Here is a 14300-nt window from a genome sequence, read left to right on the forward strand (position 1 = left end):
TCACACTCTTTACCTCCAGTGACTTGGTTCGGTCTGGTTGGCCTTCGGGCTCCTGCCATTGTTAGGCGGGTATACCGCCGAATCGCTTCCTGGCTCATCCCAACCCACGTGACCTTTGGTAGGGGTCACCACTAGGAGAGGAGGCGCCATGCCCATCATCACTCTTCCCGACGGCAGTCAGCGTTCGTTCGATCATCCGGTATCCGTACTGGAAGTCGCTCAATCCATTGGTGCGGGCCTGGCCAAGGCCACGCTTGCTGGCAAGGTAAACGGCAGGCAGGTCGATGCCTGTGACGTGATCGATACCGATGCCACCCTGCAGATCATCACGCCGAAGGACGAAGAGGGGCTGGAAATCATCCGCCACTCCTGTGCTCACCTGGTTGGGCATGCGGTCAAGCAGCTGTATCCCAATGCCAAGATGGTGATCGGCCCGGTCATCGATGAAGGCTTCTATTACGACATCGCCATCGATCGACCCTTTACTCCGGAAGACATGGCGGCCATCGAGAAGCGCATGGCCGAGCTGATCGACAAGGACTACGACGTCATCAAGAAGATGACGCCGCGCGCCGAGGTCATCGAGCTGTTCAAGTCCCGTGGTGAGGAGTACAAGCTGCGTCTGATCGACGACATGCCGGACGAGAAGGCCATGGGCCTGTACTTCCATGAAGAGTACGTGGACATGTGCCGCGGTCCGCACGTGCCCAATACCCGCTTCCTCAAGGCGTTCAAGCTGACCCGGATTTCCGGCGCCTACTGGCGCGGCGACTCGAAGAACGAGCAGCTGCAGCGTATCTACGGCACTGCCTGGGCGGACAAGAAGCAACTGGCTGCGTATATCCAGCGCATCGAGGAAGCCGAGAAGCGCGATCACCGCCGTATCGGCAAGCAGCTGGACCTGTTCCATCTGCAGGAAGAAGCGCCGGGCATGGTCTTCTGGCACCCCAATGGCTGGACCGTCTATCAGGTGCTGGAGCAGTACATGCGCCAGGTGCAGCGTGAGAACGGCTACGTGGAGGTGCGCACGCCGCAGGTGGTCGATCGCATCCTGTGGGAGCGTTCCGGTCACTGGTCCAACTACGCCGAGAATATGTTCACCACAGCCTCGGAGAACCGCGACTACGCCGTCAAACCGATGAACTGCCCGTGTCACGTGCAGATCTTCAATCAGGGCCTGAAGTCCTACCGCGACCTGCCGCTGCGTCTGGCCGAGTTCGGTGCCTGTCACCGCAACGAGCCGTCCGGTGCGCTGCACGGCATCATGCGCGTGCGTGGCTTCGTGCAGGACGATGCGCACATCTTCTGCACCGAGGATCAGGTGAAGAAGGAAGCGGCCGACTTCATCAGGCTGACCCTGCAGGTCTACTCGGACTTCGGCTTCACCGATATCGCCATGAAGCTCTCGACTCGCCCCGCCAAGCGCGTAGGTTCCGATGAGTTGTGGGATCGCGCCGAGGGTGCGCTGGCCGAGGCGCTGAACGAGTCCGGGCTGGCCTGGGAATATCAGCCGGGCGAGGGTGCCTTCTACGGGCCGAAGATCGAGTTCACCCTGCGCGACTGCCTGGGGCGCAACTGGCAGTGCGGCACGCTGCAGTATGATCCGAACCTGCCTGAGCGCCTGGACGCCAGCTATATCGCCGAAGACAACAACCGCAAGCGTCCGGTCATGCTGCACCGTGCGATCCTGGGGTCGTTTGAACGTTTCATCGGCATGCTGATCGAACATTACGCCGGATCGTTCCCGGCCTGGTTGGCGCCGACCCAGGCGGTAATCATGAATATCACTGACAAGCAGGCCGATTTCGCCCTCGAAGTCGAGAAAACTCTCAATCAAAGCGGTTTTCGTGCCAAGGTTGACTTGAGAAACGAAAAGATCGGCTTTAAAATCCGCGAGCATACCTTGCTCAAGGTTCCCTATCTCTTGGTTATCGGAGATCGGGAAGTCGAGACACGATCCGTTGCTGTGCGCACCCGCGAAGGCGTCGACCTGGGGTCAATGCCTATCGAGCAGTTCGCCGCGCAGTTGCAGCAAGCGGTTTCCCGGCGTGGTCGCCAAGATTTGGAGTAAGAACTATTAAGCGTGATATGAGACAGGACAAGCGGGCCGCTCCCAAAGCGCCGATCAACGAGAACATCACTGCACGTGAGGTTCGTCTGATTGGTGCGGACGGCGAGCAGATTGGTATTGTTTCGATCGATGAAGCATTGCGCGTGGCTGAAGAAGCCAAGCTGGATCTGGTAGAGATCTCGGCCGATGCAGTACCGCCAGTTTGCCGCATCATGGACTACGGCAAGCACCTGTTCGAGAAGAAAAAGCAGGCTGCTATCGCCAAGAAGAATCAGCACCAGCAGCAGATCAAAGAGATCAAGTTTCGTCCAGGGACGGAAGAAGGGGATTACCAGGTAAAACTACGCAACCTGGTACGTTTCCTTGAAGATGGGGACAAGGCCAAGGTATCACTTCGATTCCGCGGTCGTGAGATGGCTCACCAGGAGCTGGGTATGGAGCTGCTCAAGCGGGTCGAACAAGACCTGATCGAGCTCGGCACCGTAGAACAGCATCCTAAGCTGGAAGGACGCCAGCTGATGATGGTCATCGCTCCCAAGAAGCGTAAATAACCTCCCGGGCACTGGCAGGCCTGATGGTTATCAGTTGTTAATGAATGCGGAGTACTAAACATGCCAAAAATGAAAACCAAGAGCGGTGCTGCAAAGCGCTTCCTGAAGACTGCTACAGGCTTCAAGCACAAGCACGCTTTCAAGAGCCACATCCTGACCAAAATGTCCACCAAACGTAAGCGCCAGCTGCGTGGCAGCTCGCTGATCGGCCCGTCGGACAAAGCTAAAGTCGAGCGCATGCTGCGCGTTCGTTAATCGGTCAAGATACTTAGAGGTAATTACTCATGGCTCGTGTTAAGCGTGGCGTTATCGCTCGTGCTCGTCACAAAAAAATCCTGAAGCTCGCCAAGGGCTACTACGGTGCGCGTTCGCGCGTGTTCCGCGTCGCCAAGCAGGCGGTGATCAAGGCTGGCCAATACGCCTACCGTGACCGTCGTCAGCGCAAGCGTCAGTTCCGTGCACTGTGGATCGCTCGTATCAACGCAGGTGCCCGCGTCAACGGTCTGTCCTACAGCCGTCTGATCGCTGGCCTGAAGAAAGCGTCGATCGAAATCGACCGCAAGGTTCTGGCTGATCTGGCAGTGAACGAAAAAGCGGCGTTTGCTGCGATTGTCGAGAAAGCTAAGGCCGTTCTGGCTTAAGTCCCCCGACAATCACCGGGTCCGCCCGGTGGCAACGTCAAAGATAGGGGAAGAGCCTTAACAGCTCTTCCCCTATTTCGTATCTGGAGTCTGTAAATGGAAAATCTGGATGCATTGGTCTCCCAAGCGCTCGAGGCCGTGCAACAAAGCGAAGATGTCAACGCCCTGGAACAGCTCCGGGTTCAATACCTTGGCAAGAAAGGCGAGCTGACTGCCCTGATGCAGACTCTGGGCAAGCTGTCGGCCGAAGAACGTCCGCAGGCCGGCGCCCTGATCAACACTGCCAAGGGACAGGTGCAAGATGCCCTGAACGCCCGCAAATCCGTGCTTGAGCAGGCCCTGCTCGCCGAGAAGCTGGCGTCCGAGCGTATCGACGTGACCCTGCCGGGCCGCGGTCAGGCTTCCGGTGGTCTGCACCCGGTCACCCGCACGCTTGAGCGTGTCGAGCAGTTCTTCACCCATATCGGTTACAGCGTCGCCGAAGGCCCGGAAGTCGAAGACGACTACCACAACTTCGAAGCGCTCAACATCCCCGGCCACCACCCGGCACGGGCGATGCACGATACCTTCTACTTCAATGCGAACATGTTGCTGCGCACCCACACCTCGCCGGTGCAGGTGCGTACCATGGAATCGCAGCAGCCGCCGATCCGCATCGTTTGCCCCGGCCGCGTCTATCGCTGCGACTCCGATATCACCCACTCGCCGATGTTCCATCAGGTCGAAGGCCTGCTGGTCGATGAGGACATCAGCTTCGCTGATCTGAAGGGTACCATCGAGGAGTTCCTCCGGGTGTTCTTCGAGAAGCCGCTGGGTGTGCGTTTCCGTCCCTCCTTCTTCCCCTTCACCGAGCCGTCGGCCGAGGTCGACATGCAGTGCGTGATGTGTTCCGGCAAGGGCTGCCGCGTATGCAAGCAGACCGGCTGGCTGGAAGTGATGGGCTGCGGCATGGTGCACCCGAACGTGCTGCGCATGAGCGGCATCGATCCGGAGAAATACTCCGGTTTCGCCTTCGGTATGGGCGTCGAGCGCCTGGCCATGCTGCGCTATGGCGTCAATGACTTGCGCCTGTTCTTCGATAACGACCTGCGGTTCCTGGCGCAATTTCGCTAGCAACCGCCCCTCGTGATCGAATTCGTTTAAGGAGAACAGACAACATGAAATTCAGTGAACAGTGGCTGCGCAGCTGGGTGAACCCCGATGTATCCCGTGAGGATCTGGTCGCGCGCCTGTCCATGGTCGGCCTCGAGGTCGATGCCGTTCAACCGGTGGCTGGCGCCTTCAGTGGCGTGGTAGTTGGTGAGATTCTCAGCGCCGAGCAGCATCCGGACGCCGACAAGCTGCGCGTATGCCAGGTGAGCAATGGCAGCGAGACCTTCCAGGTCGTCTGCGGCGCCCCCAATGCGCGCGCCGGCATCAAGGTTCCGTTCGCCATGATCGGTGCCGAGCTGCCGGGTGACTTCAAGATCAAGAAGGCCAAGCTGCGTGGTGTGGAGTCCCAGGGCATGCTGTGTTCGGCCTCCGAACTGCAGATCAGTGATGATCACAGCGGCCTGATGGAACTGGCGGCCGATGCGCCGGTGGGCAGTGATGTCCGTAGCTACCTGCAACTGGACGACGCCAGCATCGAGATCGGCCTGACCCCCAATCGCGGTGACTGCCTGTCGCTCGCCGGTCTGGCCCGGGAAGTCGGTGCCATGTACAGCGCTGCCGTTTCTCCGATTGCTGTTGAGGTCGTAGCTCCCAGTCATGACGAAGTGCGTCCGGTCGAGGTATTGGCGCCCAAGGCCTGCCCGCGTTATCTGGGCCGTGTGGTACGCAATGTCGACCTGTCGCGTCCGACTCCGCTGTGGATGGTCGAGCGCCTGCGCCGTTCCGATATCCGCAGCATCGATGCTGCCGTCGATATCACCAACTACGTGATGCTCGAACTGGGGCAGCCGATGCACGCCTTCGATCTCGCCGAGATCAACGGCGGCATCCGCGTGCGCATGGCGGAAGAGGGCGAGAAGCTGGTCCTGCTGGACGGCCAGGAAGTCAGCCTGCGTGCCGACACCCTGGTAATCGCCGATCACAATCGCGCCCTGGCCATCGCCGGTGTGATGGGCGGTGAGCACAGTGGCGTGAGTGCCACGACGCGCGATTTGTTCCTGGAAAGCGCCTTCTTCGACAACATCGCTGTCGCCGGCAAAGCTCGTTCCTATGGTCTGCACACGGACGCTTCGCATCGCTTCGAGCGTGGCGTGGATTCCCAGCTGGCGCGCAAGGCCATGGAGCGAGCGACTGCGCTGCTGCTGGAGATCGTCGGCGGCGAGGCAGGTCCGATCGTCGAGGTCAGTAGCGAAGCCGATTTGCCGAGCGTTGCGCCGATCACCCTGCGTGCCGAACGCATCAGCCAGATGCTGGGCATGGATATGGACAGCGCCGAAGTCGAGCGCCTGCTCTCTGCACTGGGTCTGGGCGTTACCGCTCAGGGTGCAGGTCAGTGGCAGGTCAGTGTGCCGAGCCACCGCTTCGACATCAGCCTGGAAGTTGATCTGATCGAAGAGCTGGGCCGTCTTTACGGTTACAACCGTCTGCCGGTGCGCTACCCGCAGGCGCGTCTGGCTCCGCAGTCCAAGGCTGAGGCCCGTGCCGAGCTGCCCGCGTTGCGTCGCCTGCTGGTTGCCCGTGGCTATCAGGAAGCGATCACTTACAGCTTCATCGATCCCAAGCTGTTCGAGCTGTTCAATCCCGGTGTCGAGCCGCTGCAACTGGCTAACCCGATCTCCGCCGACATGGCTGCCATGCGTTCTTCGCTGTGGCCGGGTCTGGTCAAGGCGCTGCAGCACAACCTCAACCGTCAGCAGTCGCGCGTGCGTCTGTTCGAAAGCGGTCTGCGATTTGTCGGCCAGCTGGACGAACTCAGGCAGGAGCCGATGCTCGCCGGTGTGATCACTGGCAGCCGCCTGCCGGAAGGTTGGGCCAACAGCCGTGAGAGTGTCGACTTCTACGATCTGAAAGCCGATGTCGAAGCGCTGCTGGGTTATGCCGGCGCTGCCGATGCGTTCAGCTTCGTCCCAGGCGACCATCCAGCCCTGCATCCGGGGCAGACCGCTCGCATCGAGCGGGAAGGCCGCCTGGTTGGCTTCATCGGTGCTCTGCATCCGGAGCTGGCCAAGACGGTGGGGCTGGATCAGCCGGTGTTCGTCTTCGAGCTGGTGCTGGCGGAAGTAGCCGCCGGTCGCATGCCTGCGTTCAGTGAGCTGTCGCGCTTCCCTGAGGTGCGTCGTGATCTGGCGTTACTGGTCGATCGCGAGCAGCCGGCCGAAGCCGTGCTGACGGCGATTCGTGAAACAGCGGGCGAATGGCTCACGGACCTCAAGCTATTTGACGTCTATCACGGTAAAGGTATTGATCCGCATAGAAAAAGCCTCGCCGTTGGCTTGACCTGGCAACATCCATCGCGCACTCTTAATGACGATGAGGTGAGTACCACTACGCAAAACATCCTCACCTGCCTCGAACAAAGGTTCAACGCCACGTTAAGGAAGTAGCGTATGGGGGCTCTGACGAAAGCTGAAATGGCGGAACGTCTGTATGAAGAGCTCGGCCTGAACAAACGGGAAGCCAAGGAGCTGGTGGAGCTGTTTTTTGAAGAGATCCGCCAGGCTCTTGAGCTGAACGAACAGGTCAAGCTTTCCGGGTTCGGTAACTTCGACTTGCGCGACAAGCGCCAGCGACCAGGCCGGAACCCGAAAACAGGGGAAGAGATTCCAATCACGGCTCGCCGTGTGGTCACTTTTCGTCCAGGGCAAAAATTGAAGGCCAGGGTCGAGGCATATGCTGGAACCAAGTCATAACGACGAACTACCGGCAATTCCCGGCAAGCGCTACTTCACCATTGGCGAGGTCAGCGAACTCTGCGCGGTCAAGCCCCACGTTCTGCGTTACTGGGAACAGGAATTCCCACAGCTCAATCCGGTAAAGCGACGGGGTAACCGTCGCTACTACCAGCGCCAGGATGTACTGATGATTCGGCAGATTCGAGCGCTCCTGTACGACCAAGGCTTTACCATCGGAGGTGCGCGTCAGCGTCTTTCTGGCGATGAAGCCAAGGATGACACCACTCAGTATCGTCAGTTGATCAAGCAGATGATCACTGAGCTTGAGGATGTGTTGCTCGTACTGAAGAAGTAAGCGCGAAGAAAAAGTTGCCTTATTTCAAATGCTTAATGTATAGTTCCTCCCGCTTTCGGTAACCCGGAAGCATCGTCGGGGCGTAGCGCAGCCCGGTAGCGCACTTGCATGGGGTGCAAGGGGTCGAGTGTTCGAATCACTCCGTCCCGACCAAAAAATCCCTAGAAAATCCAGTCACTTAGCGGTGACTGGATTTTTTTATGGGCGCTTCACACGTAGAAGCGTAGGGACTTTTGCGGGACTTTTTTTCATCCTGCCATTCTCCTCAAAATTGTCAGGGCCGGACCGCGCGAGTCGGTGGCCGAAATCCTGTTGGCTTCATCGATCAGTTTGCCCAGCTCGGCGGCTGAGTAGTGACTGGTGATGCTGCCGTTCTTGTGGCCCAGCAGAGCCTTCCTGTCTTCCTCCGTTACCCCAGCTGCCCGAAGTCTTCGGCCGAAGGTGTGCTTCAGATCGTGAACGCGGATCGAAGCAAATCCAGCTGGGGCAGGGCGCAGAAAACGCTCTTGGAACTTCTTCGCTGCTCTGACCCTGGCTTTCTTCCACGCCGAGTCGTTCATTCGGTGAACCGGCGTGGCCTTGCCGTTTCGATCGGGTTGTCCGTAAGGAAATACCCAAACCGGATCAAGCCCGCGCTGTCCCTCTATGACCGACTTGGCTACGTTGTTGAGCACAACGAGGCGCTCGTCGCCGTTCTTGACCCCGGAGCTCTCATGTCGGCCACCAAAATCCGCCGGTATGAGAAAGACGCTGGTGTTGAGCTCAGGAATCGGTATCTCCCAATCCCAGCGAAGCTTCACGACCTCCTGCTCGCGTGAGCCGCTGTTGACCTTGTACAGGGCCATGCGGCGCAAATGATCCGGCAGTTCGGCGAAGAGAATCGACTGCTCCTCCCAGGACATCGGGTAGGGCATGCGTCTGGTTTTCTTCTCTTCCAGCTTGGTGATCATTGGCACTACGTCGAGCCAGGGACGCTTCTGCTCATCACGCCATTTTCGGGCGCACAGGTTCAGGATGCGTATGACGCGCTCTAGTGCGATGTTCACCGTGCGGTGTGAGACGCCAGGCTTCAACTTGCCATCGCTGGTTCTGCTGCTCTTGAGTCGATCCCTTATGTAGGGAGCCAGGGTCTCGTCGTCGACATGAGTCAGAGGCTGGTCGCCAATATACGGGTCCAACTGCTCCAGATAGATGGCTGTGAGGCCTATCGACGGCTGATCCTTGTACTCGGTCAGGTAACGCGTAGCAGCCTCCCGCCACGTTCTGATCTTGCGGACGCCGTAGATCTTCTGTTCCCGGAGCTTTTCCAGCTTGTGTATCAGGTATTGCTCTGCCTCCTTCCTATCGCTTGATCCAGTGCTTTCCTGAATTCGCTGACCTCTGAAGACCTTGTCGATGTGCCAGATCCCGTTCCTTTGGTAGAGGCCGCTAATGGTTTTTCGCGCCATGGCTTTTCTCCTTGGCGCTCGCTGCGAGAGTGATCATGTCCCTTGGCACCTTCCTTTTCAATGATGGCCCGGTCGATGTAGGCGTCTGCCCAGGCATCCAGCTCTTGGCGATCAAAGCCGATGCCTTGCACCCCAATGCGGAACTCCCGCACGTAAGGCCGGACGGTTTTGTTGAATTCTGTGCGGCACATGCCGAGGTAGGCGGGGGCCGCGCTGGCTCGCAGGATTCTGGGTGGGCAGGTGATCAAGCGTGCGGCTATCTGTTCAGATGATGCGGGCATGAATGTCGCCTCCTTATCGGCCCTGATCCGTGCTGCAGATGCTGTCCGTTGCTCGCTACGCGAACAACGTGGTGGAGTGGGCTGCGGAGGGTTTGGTACAACAACCGTTTTGGCTCGGTTTGACCTGATGGATCGTGGCGTATGGCCTGTCGTTGGCTGGTGCGGTGATATCAGGCTTAAGGATTGATGCGTGTCTTCCGAACAGGTATCTCAGCAACCTGATTCCAACTCTGGTGGCCCAGTCAGTCGTGAGGAGATGTACGCAGAGGTGTGGCGGCTTCCCATGACCAAGATCGCGGATCACCACCGTGTTTCCTCCAGCTTCTTGGCGCGCGTGTGTACCCGCATGAATGTCCCGCGGCCGCCGCGTGGTCACTGGGTAAAGCTGGAGAATGGAATACCAAGTCGTCAGCCACCGCTGCCTGAGGCTGGGCCAGGTGATCTTCAGGTCTGGCGCAAGGGAGATGCTCTTGGTGCTGTTTCTCGACCGGTACCGAAGGCACCTGCACCGCGCAAAATCAAACCCGAACAGCTCCGCATATCGCGATCAAGGCAGCACCCTGTTGTCGTGGGGGCGTATGAGGTCTTTGAGCAGGGGCGAGTCATCGACCAGGGGTTTCTCAAGCCAGGTAGGCAGCGCCTGGTGGATGTCGTGGTGACCAAGCCTCAGCTAGAGCCGGCCCTGAAACTGGCGAATCAGCTGTTTCTCAAGCTGGAGGCTGCCGGCCATCGCGTGATGTTTGCCCCGAGTGACCGAACCTATGCCCGGGCCTCGTTTGATGAACATGAGCACCCACCCAAGAAGCCAAGGCACCGGCATCCGGCGTTGTGGTCACCATCCAAGCCCACAGTGGTCTTCATCGGGACGGTTGCCATTGGGCTGACGTTATTTGAGATGACTGAGGAGCTGGAGGCCCGCTACATCGATGGCAAGTACATCCCCACCTCCAAGATACCGTCGCAGCAGATGCGCCGCTTGAGCCCAACCTGGAACTGGTCGACGAGCATGGACTTTGCGACCGGCCGCCTATGTATAAGGGCGTTCTCGCCATATCCGTGGACTGATTGGTCTCAGAGTTGGAAGGAGGTCAAGCAAAGCCAGCTGCGTGGCCAGCTGGATGAGATCGTCCAGCAGCTCACGGACGCCGCGCCTGTAATTGCCCGATTGGTAGAGGAAGCCGAGGAGCAGGCGAGAATTCGTCAGCAGGAGTGGAAGGAGCAGATGTGCCGGCTCGAGGAGAGAGAACGGATTCGACGTCAAAACGAGGCAAGGGAGCAGGCGAGAGCTGATTTGCTGAGTGCCATCAAACAGTGGGATGACATAAAACGGATCCAGGCCTTTTTCAGTGATGCTGAGAGCTCCGTATCGAATCTGCCCGAAGCCGAGCGGTGTGTTGCTATGGACAAGCTCGCCCGAGCGCGTGAGCTTGTTGGCGAGCTGGATCCGCTACAGGCGTTGCTGGAGTGGAAGGGGCCTCGGGAGCGCTGAGACTGATTCGGTCTGGGTTTACGAAACTCGGAAAATGCTCACTGATGGTGAGCGTTTTCTGGATTTTATAAACCTGTCGATCCGGAGGTATGTGAATCGCCCCTTGATGCCTGTTCAACGTCTGTGACGTCGACCGATGCAGGCGTCAGTCGAGGCGCTTGCGGATTTCGTTGAATGCCCGCTGAATTATTCTCTGCTGATTGGGATCGATCTCAAGTTCATTGCATAGTGAAGACCAGCCGGAGAGCACATCAAGGGTCTGTTCGATGTAAAGATCCGGATCCAGATAGCGGAAAGCAGAGCAGACTTGTTTGAGGTTTTTACGTGTTGCCACTCCGGAGCCGTTGAAAGAGGTAGTGTGCTCGTCTGCGAAACCCTGGACAGGGGCATAGGTCAGGTCATAGGCCGGAGCTAATGTCCACCGTCCTTGGTCGTGTAGGAATGCGAAGTTCTTGGCGTGGTCATCATGGTTGTGGGTCAGGGCATTGAAAACCATGAGTCTTGCCATGCGCTCTACCTCCGCTGCATGGTTGGTGACCGCGTGGGTTGTTTTCAAGAGATCTGAATAGTCCAGCGAGGGCGCGCGGTGATCTGCATAGAGAATACCGCTGGCAGTCATCATGTGGAGTTTGCTATTGCCGTGTCTGTCGAAACGTTGGGCAGCAAAGAAACGCTCGGTACCGTTTGCAGAGCTGACTGTGAGCAAGTCGCTCGCAGCCATCTTCACTCCAGCACGTTCTGCCAAGAGCGCGTAGGCATATTCAATGGTGCCGGTATCACGATGTTCGGTTGGTGATCGGAACTTCACTAGCCAGTGTTGGTAGCCGGCTGGGAGCTGCTGGAAAGATGTATTGCATTGCTTTCTGTCTGGGGACAGGGCAACGACGACCTTGGGGCGAGCGCCGGCAGGGGAGCCACCAGCGAGGCGCAGAGCATCAAGAATGGACGAGGTGTCTCCTTCGTAGACCGCCTGGGATTCCTGGTAGAGCTGGGCCAGATCAATATCATCTTCACCGGTGGCGTGCTCAAGCACCGGGCGATATTCCAGTGCACCCATGCCCCTGTCTGCCATGTAAGCCAGCCGATCGAGCGGGGAAATGTGTCTACGGTCTATGCCATGATTGGCAAGGAAATAACGATCCATTAGCAACATGCCCCATCCGTCTGGGAGGGAGTCGGCAATCGCGCCTGGTAGGCCTGCGAAAAGGACTGGATCAGCAGCTTTCTGGGGTTGGGTTGTGAAGTCCATGTTCAGGGGTGACAGGTTGAAGCCTTGCGCCACCCACTGTGGATGATAGGCAAAGTAGATACCCTGTCGACTGGCCACCAGCTCCCCGACCGGTGTGCCGGCGAGCAATACCTCTACGGTGTTGATGGATTTCATTGGCGCCCCCGGGTACGTCCTGTTTGTTTGATTTCTTCAAGCGAGACAGGCCGCTCATGCTTGAACAGTTCGGCGATTTGGCGTGTGGCACCAAGTGCTGTAGCGATGAGAACCAGAGCATCAAGGGTGATCTGCCCATTGGATTCGAATCGCTTAATGGTTGATTCGGAAACACCCGCCATCTTCGCCAAGGATTTGCGTGAGAGGTTCTTTGCGAGTCGCGCATCTCGGGCGTTGGCACCGATCTTTTGGGCCAGTTCGCCTGGAGCGAGCAGAGAATGGGTTAGGGCCAAGGGGGAGCCTCAGTTAATGGTTCACTTGTGATCCATTATACGCCATTCATGCTCTTATTGGCTCAAATGTGATCCATTGATTTTTCCTGGGCCAGATTGCTTCAGGGCGGAGATCGCATGCCCTGACCTTCATGCTCAAGCGGATTGTTCTGTTACCTGTCTGTTCCCGTCGCAATCCGCATGTGGAAAAAACGCTAGCAGTTGCAATAGGAATGCGGACGGCAGCATGGCTTCACCTAGCCATGCGTGATCGACTAGGTGCATGTCAAAAAATCCTTTAACTTGTCTCTGTTCCCCAGATTTTCTTGATTGAGCAAAGAAAATATTCAGCTTCTAGGATTCTGCTGATTTTTTCTTTATTCATTCAGGCAACTCAGTTCGAATGTTCTCTGGAAGAAGATCCGTACTCACACTTGTTACCAGCCTCTTCGGAGGCAGGACATAACAGGCGGCCAGCCAGGGTAAACCGATTCGGTTGTCAGCTCGTTGTGCCAAGTCTCCTGAACACCCGATCCCTTGCCATGAAGGCCTCCAGCATGTGCGGAACGAGCGTCAGGGCGTCGACCTCTTCACCGTAGGTCTGTGAGTGCAGCACCGCGTAGCGCTCGAGGTCGGCCTTCAGGCTGGCCGGGCAGGTGAAAGTCAGCTTCAGGCTCTCAGTTTTCGGCAGTGGGCCGAGACGGAGTTTGGTCGTGCTCATTGCGGGCTCCCTTGTTGAGCTGTGACGGGTTGGTAGGGGCGCAACACCAGATCGCGGTTCACGATCACGCGCAGGGGCAGGCCAGGGCGCTGGGTCAGTGTGGGCTGGATATCGAGGTTGCGGCGGGTGACCTCCTGACCGACCTGGTTCACCGTGTCCTGCAGGCTGTCGCGCCCCGCGATGATGATGCGGTCGCCATCGGTGCGACTGGTCGGTGCTGCCAGTTCGGCACCGATACCCAGCAGACTGGTCATGGCCGCGCCGGCGACGATCCGGTTCCAGTGCCAGTCGACGCCATCCTCGAGACCGGCATAGCCGGCGGCGTCTGTACCAACCAGGTTGTCGATCTGGAGGGACGAGGTGTCCGGCAAGATCACCCGCTGCCACACCACCTGCACGCGGCTCTGCCCATAGCTCACCTGACTGTTATAGCGGCCCAGCAGGCGTGCACCCTGAGGGATGAGTACGTGCTGGCCGGTGGCGCTGTCGTAGACCGGTTCGGTCACCGTGGCGATCACGTCGCCGGGTAGATCCGACTTGATGCCGGTGACCAGCGCCGCTGCGATGATGGTGCCGGCCATCACCTGATAGGGCGACTCAGGCATCTGCAGCAATCCGGAATTACGGATTTGTGTATTTACGGATCTACTGAGAAACGCCTCGTTCCGTTCCTGCTGGGGCGGCGTTCCTGCAACTGCGGCTACCGCGCCTGACGAGGCCATACCCAGGGTCATGGGATCTGGCTGGGCGCTCCCAGTGGATGCAACGTTCGATTTCCTCACGCTACTGGTCTGGAAGAACACCGATGACTGCGCTGCCTCCTCAGCTTCCTTGAGCAGGGCCAGGCGCTCTGCTTCGGCGGCATCTGGCCCATGTCCATAACCTTGCGCCTGCTGCTCCGCCCTGAGGATTGGCCCGCCCAGATCGCCGGGTAACGGTGGGCCCAGTTGCGGTATCTCGGGGGCAGGTGGAGGCGGCAACTGCGAGTAGTCTGCTGGCAAATGCTCCAGCCCCTCGGAGCGTGCCACGCGGTCGACGTTGTATAGCTCGTTCGGCTCTGCGCCCTGACGGCGTTGCTGTGGTTGCAGCGACCACAGCATGGCACCGAGCACCGCAGCCGACAGGCCTCCGACCACTACCGCCAGCATGCGCGGATTGAGGCGAGTAACCGGGCGCGGCTTGGCGCGCAGCTCCAGCGACTCCGGCGCTTCCTTGGGCGGCAGCGAGGTTCCTGCGGTTTGGTCGTTGTTCTTGGCCGTCATG

At 58.6% G+C, this 14300-nt stretch carries 15 protein-coding genes and 1 tRNA gene; 10 read left to right on the top strand and 6 right to left on the bottom strand.

Annotated features, from left to right (window positions below; translation table 11 throughout):
• Positions 1-148: 148 nt before the first annotated feature.
• The 9 genes from thrS to OEG79_RS08915 all read left to right on the top strand — a co-directional run bounded on the left by thrS (position 149) and on the right by OEG79_RS08915 (position 7595).
• Positions 149-2071 carry a threonine--tRNA ligase gene (thrS, locus tag OEG79_RS08875; protein ID WP_143498660.1) on the top strand — a complete coding sequence of 641 codons (1923 nt, stop codon included), beginning with the start codon at positions 149-151 and terminating at the stop codon, positions 2069-2071.
• Positions 2072-2088: 17 nt separating this feature from the next.
• Complete coding sequence (gene infC / locus OEG79_RS08880) at positions 2089-2622, top strand: translation initiation factor IF-3 (protein WP_013716024.1); 534 nt, start codon at positions 2089-2091, stop codon at positions 2620-2622.
• Positions 2623-2682: 60 nt separating this feature from the next.
• Entirely contained in the window at positions 2683-2877 is a 195-nt protein-coding gene (gene rpmI, locus OEG79_RS08885) for a 50S ribosomal protein L35 (RefSeq protein ID WP_003461222.1), read from the top strand.
• Positions 2878-2906: 29 nt separating this feature from the next.
• Positions 2907-3263, top strand: a complete 357-nt coding sequence (gene rplT, locus OEG79_RS08890; RefSeq protein WP_003243409.1) for a 50S ribosomal protein L20 — start codon at positions 2907-2909, stop codon at positions 3261-3263.
• 96 nt (positions 3264-3359) lie between these two features.
• Positions 3360-4376, top strand: coding sequence for a phenylalanine--tRNA ligase subunit alpha (pheS, locus tag OEG79_RS08895; protein ID WP_264148389.1), 1017 nt, complete (start codon positions 3360-3362; stop codon positions 4374-4376).
• A 44-nt stretch (positions 4377-4420) separates the two neighbouring features.
• A complete protein-coding gene (pheT, locus tag OEG79_RS08900) occupies positions 4421-6799 on the top strand; it encodes a phenylalanine--tRNA ligase subunit beta (protein WP_264148390.1) in 2379 nt (792 codons plus the stop codon).
• A 3-nt stretch (positions 6800-6802) separates the two neighbouring features.
• Positions 6803-7105, top strand: a complete 303-nt coding sequence (gene ihfA / locus OEG79_RS08905; protein ID WP_003243414.1) for an integration host factor subunit alpha — start codon at positions 6803-6805, stop codon at positions 7103-7105.
• A complete protein-coding gene (locus OEG79_RS08910) occupies positions 7086-7442 on the top strand; it encodes a MerR family transcriptional regulator (RefSeq protein ID WP_264148391.1) in 357 nt (118 codons plus the stop codon). Before ihfA ends, OEG79_RS08910 begins: the two co-directional genes overlap by 20 nt.
• 76 nt (positions 7443-7518) lie before the next feature.
• Positions 7519-7595 (top strand) — tRNA-Pro (locus OEG79_RS08915).
• A gap of 95 nt (positions 7596-7690) precedes the next feature.
• Here OEG79_RS08915 and OEG79_RS08920 read toward each other — a convergent pair.
• Positions 7691-8875 carry a tyrosine-type recombinase/integrase gene (locus tag OEG79_RS08920; RefSeq protein ID WP_264148701.1) on the bottom strand — a complete coding sequence of 395 codons (1185 nt, stop codon included), beginning with the start codon at positions 8873-8875 and terminating at the stop codon, positions 7691-7693.
• Positions 8761-9171: a hypothetical protein gene (locus OEG79_RS08925; RefSeq protein WP_231499337.1), complete on the bottom strand. Its 411-nt coding sequence runs from the start codon at positions 9169-9171 to the stop codon at positions 8761-8763. The genes OEG79_RS08920 and OEG79_RS08925 overlap by 115 nt, the downstream gene beginning before the upstream one ends.
• 283 nt (positions 9172-9454) lie before the next feature.
• On the opposite strand from OEG79_RS08925, the gene OEG79_RS08930 reads away from it, so the two are divergent.
• Positions 9455-10660, top strand: a complete 1206-nt coding sequence (locus tag OEG79_RS08930) for a hypothetical protein (RefSeq protein ID WP_264148392.1) — start codon at positions 9455-9457, stop codon at positions 10658-10660.
• A 145-nt stretch (positions 10661-10805) separates the two neighbouring features.
• Here OEG79_RS08930 and OEG79_RS08935 read toward each other — a convergent pair whose 3' ends face one another.
• The 4 genes from OEG79_RS08935 to OEG79_RS08950 all read right to left on the bottom strand — a co-directional run bounded on the left by OEG79_RS08935 (position 10806) and on the right by OEG79_RS08950 (position 14299).
• Positions 10806-12044: a type II toxin-antitoxin system HipA family toxin gene (locus OEG79_RS08935; RefSeq protein WP_264148393.1), complete on the bottom strand. Its 1239-nt coding sequence runs from the start codon at positions 12042-12044 to the stop codon at positions 10806-10808.
• Positions 12041-12337: a helix-turn-helix domain-containing protein gene (locus OEG79_RS08940; protein WP_264148394.1), complete on the bottom strand. Its 297-nt coding sequence runs from the start codon at positions 12335-12337 to the stop codon at positions 12041-12043. The genes OEG79_RS08935 and OEG79_RS08940 overlap by 4 nt, the downstream gene beginning before the upstream one ends.
• Before the next feature lie 478 nt (positions 12338-12815).
• The gene (locus tag OEG79_RS08945; protein WP_264148395.1) at positions 12816-13037 is read right to left on the bottom strand and encodes a DUF2274 domain-containing protein; all 222 of its coding nucleotides are present in this window, start codon (positions 13035-13037) and stop codon (positions 12816-12818) included.
• A complete protein-coding gene (locus OEG79_RS08950) occupies positions 13034-14299 on the bottom strand; it encodes a TrbI/VirB10 family protein (RefSeq protein WP_264148396.1) in 1266 nt (421 codons plus the stop codon). The genes OEG79_RS08945 and OEG79_RS08950 overlap by 4 nt, the downstream gene beginning before the upstream one ends.
• Position 14300 lies beyond the last annotated feature (1 nt).

The organism is Pseudomonas sp. Z8(2022), assembly GCF_025837155.1.
Taxonomy (GTDB): domain Bacteria; phylum Pseudomonadota; class Gammaproteobacteria; order Pseudomonadales; family Pseudomonadaceae; genus Aquipseudomonas.

Bases quoted from the DNA above. Each gene is read 5' to 3' on its own strand.
- rpmI (WP_003461222.1), top strand. From the start codon at position 2,683: ATGCCAAAAATGAAAACCAAGAGCGGTGCTGCAAAGCGCTTCCTGAAG.
- OEG79_RS08945 (WP_264148395.1), bottom strand. From the start codon at position 13,037: ATGAGCACGACCAAACTCCGTCTCGGCCCACTGCCGAAAACTGAGAGC.
- ihfA (WP_003243414.1), top strand. From the start codon at position 6,803: ATGGGGGCTCTGACGAAAGCTGAAATGGCGGAACGTCTGTATGAAGAG.
- OEG79_RS08950 (WP_264148396.1), bottom strand. From the start codon at position 14,299: ATGACGGCCAAGAACAACGACCAAACCGCAGGAACCTCGCTGCCGCCC.
- OEG79_RS08935 (WP_264148393.1), bottom strand. From the start codon at position 12,044: ATGAAATCCATCAACACCGTAGAGGTATTGCTCGCCGGCACACCGGTC.
- OEG79_RS08930 (WP_264148392.1), top strand. From the start codon at position 9,455: ATGACCAAGATCGCGGATCACCACCGTGTTTCCTCCAGCTTCTTGGCG.
- OEG79_RS08925 (WP_231499337.1), bottom strand. From the start codon at position 9,171: ATGCCCGCATCATCTGAACAGATAGCCGCACGCTTGATCACCTGCCCA.
- infC (WP_013716024.1), top strand. From the start codon at position 2,089: ATGAGACAGGACAAGCGGGCCGCTCCCAAAGCGCCGATCAACGAGAAC.
- thrS (WP_143498660.1), top strand. From the start codon at position 149: ATGCCCATCATCACTCTTCCCGACGGCAGTCAGCGTTCGTTCGATCAT.
- rplT (WP_003243409.1), top strand. From the start codon at position 2,907: ATGGCTCGTGTTAAGCGTGGCGTTATCGCTCGTGCTCGTCACAAAAAA.
- pheT (WP_264148390.1), top strand. From the start codon at position 4,421: ATGAAATTCAGTGAACAGTGGCTGCGCAGCTGGGTGAACCCCGATGTA.
- OEG79_RS08910 (WP_264148391.1), top strand. From the start codon at position 7,086: ATGCTGGAACCAAGTCATAACGACGAACTACCGGCAATTCCCGGCAAG.
- pheS (WP_264148389.1), top strand. From the start codon at position 3,360: ATGGAAAATCTGGATGCATTGGTCTCCCAAGCGCTCGAGGCCGTGCAA.